9 protein-coding genes are annotated in these 8,992 nt (G+C 36.0%); all 9 read right to left on the bottom strand.

Annotation, left to right across the window (positions count from 1 at the left end; genetic code table 11):
* Window positions 1–548: 548 nt before the first annotated feature.
* Window positions 549–1,154, bottom strand: a complete 606-nt coding sequence (locus JO950_RS06280) for a GNAT family N-acetyltransferase (protein ID WP_202701869.1) — start codon at window positions 1,152–1,154, stop codon at window positions 549–551.
* A gap of 119 nt (window positions 1,155–1,273) precedes the next feature.
* On the bottom strand, window positions 1,274–1,630 hold the full coding sequence (locus JO950_RS06275) for a hypothetical protein (protein ID WP_202701868.1): 357 nt from the start codon (window positions 1,628–1,630) through the stop codon (window positions 1,274–1,276).
* Between the two features lie 192 nt (window positions 1,631–1,822).
* On the bottom strand, window positions 1,823–3,001 hold the full coding sequence (locus tag JO950_RS06270; protein WP_026110216.1) for an AIR synthase related protein: 1,179 nt from the start codon (window positions 2,999–3,001) through the stop codon (window positions 1,823–1,825).
* 156 nt (window positions 3,002–3,157) lie between these two features.
* Window positions 3,158–4,645 (bottom strand): carboxypeptidase regulatory-like domain-containing protein, encoded by a 1,488-nt coding sequence (locus JO950_RS06265; protein ID WP_230000387.1) that lies wholly within the window; start codon window positions 4,643–4,645, stop codon window positions 3,158–3,160.
* 86 nt (window positions 4,646–4,731) lie between these two features.
* Window positions 4,732–6,105, bottom strand: a complete 1,374-nt coding sequence (locus JO950_RS06260; protein WP_202701867.1) for a CsgG/HfaB family protein — start codon at window positions 6,103–6,105, stop codon at window positions 4,732–4,734.
* 60 nt (window positions 6,106–6,165) lie between these two features.
* Window positions 6,166–6,615: a curli assembly protein CsgF gene (locus JO950_RS06255; protein ID WP_202701866.1), complete on the bottom strand. Its 450-nt coding sequence runs from the start codon at window positions 6,613–6,615 to the stop codon at window positions 6,166–6,168.
* An 88-nt stretch (window positions 6,616–6,703) separates the two neighbouring features.
* Window positions 6,704–7,438 (bottom strand): CsgE family curli-type amyloid fiber assembly protein, encoded by a 735-nt coding sequence (locus tag JO950_RS06250; RefSeq protein ID WP_202701865.1) that lies wholly within the window; start codon window positions 7,436–7,438, stop codon window positions 6,704–6,706.
* A 4-nt stretch (window positions 7,439–7,442) separates the two neighbouring features.
* Window positions 7,443–7,922, bottom strand: coding sequence for a hypothetical protein (locus tag JO950_RS06245; RefSeq protein ID WP_202701864.1), 480 nt, complete (start codon window positions 7,920–7,922; stop codon window positions 7,443–7,445).
* Window positions 7,923–7,988: 66 nt separating this feature from the next.
* On the bottom strand, window positions 7,989–8,615 hold the full coding sequence (locus tag JO950_RS06240; RefSeq protein WP_202701863.1) for a hypothetical protein: 627 nt from the start codon (window positions 8,613–8,615) through the stop codon (window positions 7,989–7,991).
* Between the last annotated feature and the right edge of the window lie 377 nt (window positions 8,616–8,992).

The following is an 8,992-nucleotide window of genomic DNA, read 5'->3' as shown; positions in this document are numbered from 1 at the left end:
AAAAATCATACAACACGTTCAAGAGTTCCGAAGGAACGACATATTTATAGCAATGGTTTTCAATCCGTTGAAAAAATACACGACACGTTCAAGAGTTCCGAAGGAACGACATATTTATAGCAACGGATTTCGATCCGTTGAAAAAATCATACAACACGTTCAAGAGTCCCGTAGGAACAACATATTTATGGCAACGGATTTCAATCCGTTGAAAAAATCATACAACACGTTCAAGAGTTCCGAAGGAACGACATATTTATAGCAATGGATTTCAATCCGTTGAAAAAATCATACAACACGTTCAAGAGTTCCGAAGGAACGACCTATTTATAGCAACGGATTTCGATCCGTTGAAAAAATCATACGACACGTTCAAGAGTTCCGTAGGAACGACACATATTACAATGACGGTATTTTTTAAAAACAAATTATACGTTTGCGATGAGTTTGTAAAATGGACCGAACTGATGGTTCTTCTTTTGCTCTTGCGACGTTTAAACCGGATTAAAATCCGGCCCTACAATATGGGTCGAGGCTAGCGCCTCTTTTTAAAGCTTACGCTTTAGATTTTCCTTTACCTCATCAAACCATTCGTTTTGCAGGATGCTCAACACAATAGAATCGCGACGTATATCACTATTGGCAGTAGGCATATGACTGCGTAAGACACCTTCAACCTTACATCCGATACTTTTCATGGCGGCGATACTGCGTTCATTATTATTATCGGCACGAAATTCTACACGTTCCACACCAAGGGTTTCAAAGGCAAATTGCAGTAATAAGAATTTACAATGTTTGTTAAGCCCGGTTCCTCTAAAAGCCGATCCGTACCAGGTATATCCCAGCTGCAGTGATTTATACTCCAGATTCATGTCGTAGAAACGGGTTGAACCTGCATATTTTTGTGTTTTTTTATCGAAAACTATAAACGGAAATTCTTTTTGATTTTCTCGCCCTTTTACCGCCAGTTGGATATAGTTGATCAGATTTTCTTTTCCATCTGCACCTACTAAGGAGTATTTCCAGGTTTCGGGTTCGTTAACAGAGATTTCCAATAAATTATCGGCATCTGATTCTTGCAAAGGACGTAATAAAACAGAATCGTCTTCTAAAATTATAGTATCGGAAAAATTAAAATTTGATGTGGTCATGAATTCATTTTTTGAGCTGCTCACTATAAAGTTTTCTATCTACTTTATCTAAAAACTATTTCACAGAGAGACACTAAGTTTTGCACAGAGATTCGCAGAGTATTATAGGAAATGATGGTTTATTCATTCATTTCGTCATAACGCTCGGGAACTTGCGGGTCGTATAACGGACATTTGAATTCTTCCATCAGGGAAACCAGTGTATTCATGGTTTTTCCTTCGGTTCCATAACAATCAATTTTGATACTTTGTGGTGTTGTAATTACCTGGAAAGCCCCTTTTCCTGTGCTGTTTTTCCAGCTGTTTTCGTCCACTCGCTCCCATTGGGAAAAAACGGAATTGATTCTGTTGATAATGACCTCAACAGGAAGTATTGCAAGACCGTCTACTTCTTCTTTTTCCACAAGGGCCTCATAAACTTCATGATGGTTCAGATAAACCTCTTCTAAATATCTCCAAAAAAGTAATTCATACATAGCTTGATGTTTTTTTTAGCCCCGATAGCAGTGAAAATCCTTTTGTGACGGGGTTCGGCACAAAAGATTATAACGAATAGCGGGATTAGCTCCTAAAAAAGCTAATGATTAATAAAAAAAGGTTCTGTTGTAAACTCCGGTATAGAAACCTTTGCCACTCAGAACCTTTGAACTTTTGTAACTCAAAAAATATTAATATTCGAATGTTCCGTACTCGCTGGTAATGGTAAGCTTTTTAGTGTCTGCTGCTTCTACTCTACCCACGATTTGTGCGTCGACATTGAATGATTTTGAAATTGCAATAATATCTTGTGCAATATTTTCGGGAACATAAAGCTCCATACGGTGACCGCAATTGAAAACCTGATACATTTCTTTCCAATCGGTTTTAGATTGCTCCTGAATTAATTGGAACAATGGCGGAACCGGAAATAAATTGTCTTTTATAATGTGTAAGTTCTGAACGAAATGTAAAATCTTTGTCTGAGCTCCTCCACTGCAATGTACCATTCCGTGAATATCAGCTGGTGTATAGGTATCTAAGATTTTCTTGATAATTGGTGCATACGTTCTGGTTGGCGAAAGTACCAGCTGTCCTGCATTTATTGGACTGTTTTCGACAGCATCGGTTAAATTTACCTGACCTGAATAGATTAATTCTTCGGGCACTGCTGCATCATAACTCTCCGGGTATTTTGCTGCCAGGTATTTTCCAAAAACATCGTGACGGGCAGAGGTTAATCCGTTACTTCCCATTCCCCCGTTATAGCTTTTCTCGTAAGTTGCCTGCCCAAAAGAAGCCAAACCAACAATTACATCACCTGCTTTTATGTTGGCATTATCTACCACATCGCTGCGCTTCATACGGGCTGTTACAGTAGAATCTACAATAATAGTACGGACAACATCACCAACATCGGCAGTTTCTCCTCCTGTTGAATGAATGGTTACTCCAAACGATTTTAGTTCGTTGATTAATTCTTCTGTACCGTTGATGATTGCTGAAATAACCTCAGCAGGGATTAAGTTTTTATTTCTTCCAATTGTTGAAGAAAGCAAAATATTATCGGTTGCTCCTACACACAATAAGTCATCGATATTCATGATTAAAGCATCCTGAGCAATTCCTTTCCAAACCGAAATATCACCGGTTTCTTTCCAGTACATATAGGCTAATGATGATTTTGTACCGGCACCGTCGGCATGCATAATCAAACAGTGCTCCTGGTCTTGCGTTAAATAATCAGGTACAATTTTACAAAATGCCTGCGGGAATAAACCTTTATCAATATTTTTTATGGCGTTGTGTACGTCTTCTTTTGATGCCGAAACACCTCTTTGTGCGTACCTTTTGCTAGAATCTGAACTCATGTAACTTAGTTTGTGTTGATGTGGTGCAAAGATAATCCCTTTTTTTAATTCTTTGATTGATTCGTATCTCTGATTCGCAAAAAAAATCGGCAGGCTTTTAGGCACTGCCGATTTTTTTCTATAAAATTGGTTATCAAAAATTAAGTTTTTAGTATTTTACCTCCAATCCGGCATTGAGGCGTTCTGAAATAGTGTTGTTCTGGAACCATTACTATTGCTGCTGGAAATCGTGACTTTTTGTATCGTGTTGGCTGATAAACCATCATTTGATGTATTGACATAGATCAGCTCTGCTTCATTTGGAGAGAATTTTACATCCAAATCATTAAATCCATTTGGTTTTTGACTTGCCAATTCGGTTGAAGTATTATCCGCAGCTGTGTAAATAAATATTCTGGAGTCTAATCGTCTGTAAGTCGAATTTTCGAATCCTGAAATATCTCTGGTATAGGCAATTTTACTATTGTCTACAGAAATACTAAGACCGCTTGCTCCACCCGTTACTCCGGAAAGTACCTGATACAATACATCACCGGCGGTATTGATCACATATATCTCAACATTGTATCCCGACATATCATTTACTTTAAGTACAATTTGTGACCCGTCCTGACTCCATTCACATTCGGAAATGAATTTTCCGTTTGGCGTTTTAAACAATTGAATCAATCCCGATCCGTCAGAATCAATGCGATACAATCTGTCAAAATTTGGATAAATAATTTGTCTTCCGTTGGTGCTCCAGCAATAATTAACATACTCCATATTAAATCCTGCTATAGGTATAAAGTTTGTAATTTTTTTGACATCAGTACCATCCGGATTCATTGTAAAAATTTGATTTAATGATCCGTCAGAACTTATATAAGCAATTCTGTTGATGCTTAAATTTTTTCTCGGTCTGTAGCTGTTTACTTCGGCAGATGACAATTGAAGTTCGTTTCCGGCTTCATCGGCTGTATAAATGACATTGTTATTTTTTACTTTTTTAACATACAAATATCTCGGATTTGGAAATGCTAAAGTCGTAAAGGAGTTTGTGACACTATTTACTGGTTTATTAATTCCATCATCGGCTGTTACCTGCCAATAGTATTTCGTGCTAAAACTTAAACCTGAAATATTAAGTTTTGTGTCTTTTAAATTGGCATAGGTTTTCGTTTCGTCTGTTGTTCCGTTTTTCACCGTAACGGTATAGGTCATCGGATCTGATTCCGGATCTTTTGCTGTCCAGGTTAAATCTAGTGTTAGCGATTGCCCTGTAGCATTGTCTGTAGGTGCGGTTAATATGGGAACATCTGGTGGTTTGTTGTTGGCAGTTGACACTTGTAACTCAAAAATAATCTGAACTGTTATGTCTTTCTCAACAGTCGCAGGTTCAAATCTGGCGGTAAAGCCATCTTTTTGGGCCTGAAAAGAATATTTTCCCATTGTTATATTATTTATCTCGAAATATCCGTCTTTATCCGTAAATACGGTACTCGTAGTTGGGCTTGAAGAAACACGTGCGTTTTCTATTCCTTCATATGTTCGGGCATCTACTACTCTTCCTTTTACTGCTCCCGTTCCTGTTTCATCGATTTGATCTTCACTACAAGAAACCAAAAGCATAAAGCATATCAATATTTTTAGTCCTATTTTCATTGCGGTCTTGATTTTGTTAAACTTATATTGACTTTTTCTATATTTTTTATTGAAAAAATATTGTTCTTTCACCTTCTATTGGCGAACTATCTTTTCTTGTGATTGGTACTTTTTGGAAAGTAATAAGTGAGTCCCAAACCAAGTCTCCAGTAATAATCATCTCTTTTACCTCTTACGATATAATCAACATTGTCGCTAAAGGTCATATTATATTCTGCGAATAATTTCACTCCCAAACTACTGGTCGCCATATATTCTAAACCACCTCCAAACTGAACTTTACTATGAAAATTTTTATATTTCTTATTAAATTCAAATCCGTAACCACCAAAAACAAATGGAGTCAGGATATCGTGAGGTAATATGATAAATTCGAGATTGAGATCTGTAGATATATATCCTAATTTGTCTCTTCCTTTATTCGCAATTTTGAACGCATTGGCCGAGGCACTTATATTAAAAGCCGGAGTGAAAAAATATTTCACCGCTCCTCTGGTCATTGGTGCCGGCTCCGGACTTTTATAATCGCCCTGTATAATGGCTGTTCCTCCGGAAACCTCTATACCAAAAAGGCCTCTTTTGTCTTCTAAATTTCTATCGTATAATTGTGCCAGATCGGCTTCGCTTTTTTCTGCATCATAGGCTGATACAAAAGCATCGATTTGATTTTGAGGCGCATTCACTTCCCAAAGCTTGTCTTTGATTCCTTGTACAATAAGACCTTCAACGGCTTTTTCTATGGCTTCGGTAACTGCCAGCTGAATGGGTTCATTTCTGGTAAAACCGGTTTCTACTTCCAAAAGTCGATTTAGATTTACGTATCGAAATAAACTGGCGTCTATACTTTGTGATAAAATGGTCTTAGAAACGTAAACCGTGTTTAGTATTTTTCCGTTTGAGGTGGAAACCAATCTTAAATATACCGTAACCCGATCTTGTCTGTATCGTGTCGAACCTCCGGCACCAAAATATCGGGCTCCAAAACCTCCGGTAATAATATTGGTGTCATAGGAAATAATACCACCTTCTAATAAAACTCCTGCAAAGAGTAAAGGCGTCAATACTGCTTCACCGCCTTCTTTTTTGGCTTCATATTCCTGACGTGTAGACCGGATAATGTTTCGTTCGTTTAATAAATTTCCCAGATTCTCACGTTCTATAGGAACAAACCATTTTGAATCTTGAAGTGCTTTTATTAAAATAGAAGTAGCACCCTGAGTAACTGCTGTGCTAAATGTGCTTCCAACTTCAGTCGCTTTGTATTGACCTGTCTGGTCTTTAAATTTATATACCCCTACCACAATCTGTTCTTTTGGTTTTGGCATATCGACTAAGTGTTCAGTTGCAGAAGTGTTTTCTCCAAAAACAGCCTTCTGAACTCCTACGGGTTGATTAAAATACGCGCCACATCCTGAGAGTAGGCAGGTTATTAACAGTAGAAAAAGGAGAGTTTTATTCATAATTAGTTATTTTTTAATAATAAAACATGAACTTACTTTTTATAAAAATCGAGTACCAGACTATTTACCTGGTATAATAACTTGCGTTTGCTCGCCAGTTTCAATATCCAGAATATTGACAACCATTCCTAAATTAGAATTGTAAATATCCACAGACAGCGTTCCGAAGACATAATTACCAGGAGTAAGTCCTCCGCCCGTACCGCCTCCGGTACCACCTCCAGAACCTGTACCTGACCCAAATTGACTATCAAATAATGAATTTGAAATTCTATTGAGCAATTGGTTATTTAAAGTACTTTTAAAACGCTCCAGATCTGTTGGCTGTTTGTATCCGTTTGTATTGTCTTCTTTAAAATCATTTTGTGCCTGCGCAGAACTGAGCAGCCATTGATAATTAAAAGTTTCACCACCATTAAAAGCTGGATTTACAGGCTTATAAGCAAGATCCTGTGCGAAAGAAACGGTACAAAAAACCAACACAAATACGAATGAAATTAAATTTTTCATATTGCTGTTATTTAGTTTCCTACATTAAAAAAAAAGAAAAACTCCTCTACAAAAAATTACTTCTCGATTATTAATATTGAGTTATTTATTAATACTGAGTTATTATTTTATTCTGTTTTTCGATGTCTTTAAAATACTTAAATGCTTTTGATGCTGCAGATTCTGCCATGTATTTTAAAAAATCTTCATCCGGACGCGAAATAAATTCTTCTACTATTTCTCCATCTATCAGAATAGTAATTTTTGTTGTACGTCCAAAAGTCAATTCCTCTTGAACGGTCACGATTTTACTTGTATTTATTCTTAGCTTTGAATATTGTGCATAAAAAAAATCATAAAAATCATTTCCCAGTTTTGTTTTGGTATCATTAGCAACGATCCCGATCATTTCAATTCCATCTACAGGAATTGGCTTAGCGGCATCTGATACTTTATCTTCTCCAAAAACAACACGGTCTTTGCCTATCAATTCATTTTTTTCATCAAAAATCAATAGCAATATGATGATCTCATCGTCTGGTGTAAAATTGACTTGCGTTTTAGAAAGTTCAACTTTTTGAATCGGTTCTAATGTGACTCTGCCATCCTGAGCATTATTTGATTTATTCGAGTTTTTTTTATTTTTTTTAAATACAGTCAATTTATAAGATATATTTTTAAACTGCGATTTTAAGTTTTCTGCAGTTCCCGTAATAGCAAGTAAATTTTCTATTTCTTTTACTTCTATTTTGGCTTTTACTTCTATGTGAACTTCCTGAGAAAATCCTGATTCAGAAAAAAAAACAGCAAAAAATGCAATTAGTAAGTTCAAATATTTTTTCATGACACTAGCGATTGAATATGTAAATTGTCCCCGAGTTTCCCGTTTGATTAATTATTAAATCTTTAGATATCGAATTTGAACCAGTACTGATTACCGATAAATTATTGCCATACTGATTGATTCCCATGGAAGTGATTCCGCGTGAGTACATCGAAAAATCACTTATATAATTGTTATTGCCTGTTTGTGTGTAGGACTGATTGATTTCATCAGCATTTTTGTAGACATTCATGTAGTTGTTGTTGCCTGTCTGTTGTGCGGTAACATAAGCATTACTACTTATGATGGTTAAATTGGCTTGATTGTAATTTCCAATTTGAGCAACTGTTACGATATTGTTGCTTTTAATATATTGATTTACCGTTTGATTTTGATTGCGATTGTATGCTTCATTTAATAAATAGTCACTTCTATTCATATCCGTTACCTGAGCGAATAAAATCCCGGTGATTAGTAAGGATACAAAAGTGGCTAAACGTTTCATAACATATTGTAATTTAAAAAAAGGAAGAGCTTAATAGCTCAAGCTCTTCCTTTTCCTGGTTTATTCTTAGTTAGATTGAATTACTACACTTCCATTTAAGAAACCTGTTTGAGTAACTGTGCTCATATGATCATTTCCAAATTGTGCAGTAGCTGCAAAGTTACCGGCTCCGTATTGTTGAATACTAGAGGTGTTATCCCAGCCTAATTGTAGAGTAGCTGCATTGTTAAACAGTCCTATTTGATCGGTAGATGCGGTGTTGCCATATCCGAATTGAAGAGTCAAAGCGTTATTAGCAAGACCAAATTGATTCGTAGTAGCTGTATTAAAGTTACCAATCTGTAACACATCAGAATTGTTGTAAGCTCCAATTTGAGTAGTAACTGCAAGATTACCGAACCAGATTCCTTGAGTGATACTAGAATCGTTATTGTCTCCAATTTGTGTTACTATAGCAACATTTCCTCCTCCTAACTGTCCAACAGTAGACTCGTTATCATCTCCGTACTGTCCTACAATTGCAACGTTGGCAATACCTATCTGGTCAACATCTGAGCTATTAGTTGCTCCTACCTGAACTACCAGTGCACCATTTAATAAACCTGTTTGGTCCACATCACTCATGTTACCTTGCGCAAAAGCTGCGACTCCTACAAACAGCATCGCGGAGATGCTTAAAATTGCTCTTTTCATAATAAATATATTTAATTGGTTATTAATACATTTTATTACGTAGGTCAGCGTGATTTAGGGAAATCATGCAATCAAAATCTCCATTCGAAAATAAAAATTAAAGCCTTATTTTCTTTCTTTCATGATCAAAATTAGAAAACTTATCGCCAACCAAAACAGGTATAAATACCTATTTTCCAATATCTTAATTACTTTTCGATGAAGTGTAAAACTATCTCGATGAACTACTTTAATGCTTTTTTTCGTTGGCAAGAAAAAAGCTACTTTTCATAATTTAGTCACAATTCAATTTAAACATTTGTTAAAATAAAGACATAATGATATTATTTTAACAAAACTATAAAAAAAATCCCATCTCAATAAAGACGGGACTTAAT

The organism is Flavobacterium sp. UGB4466, from assembly GCF_903469665.1.
GTDB classification, from domain to species: Bacteria; Bacteroidota; Bacteroidia; order Flavobacteriales; family Flavobacteriaceae; genus Flavobacterium; species Flavobacterium lipolyticum.
The sequence above is the reverse complement of the archived record's forward strand: the minus strand, read 5'-3'. Positions and strand labels throughout refer to the sequence as shown.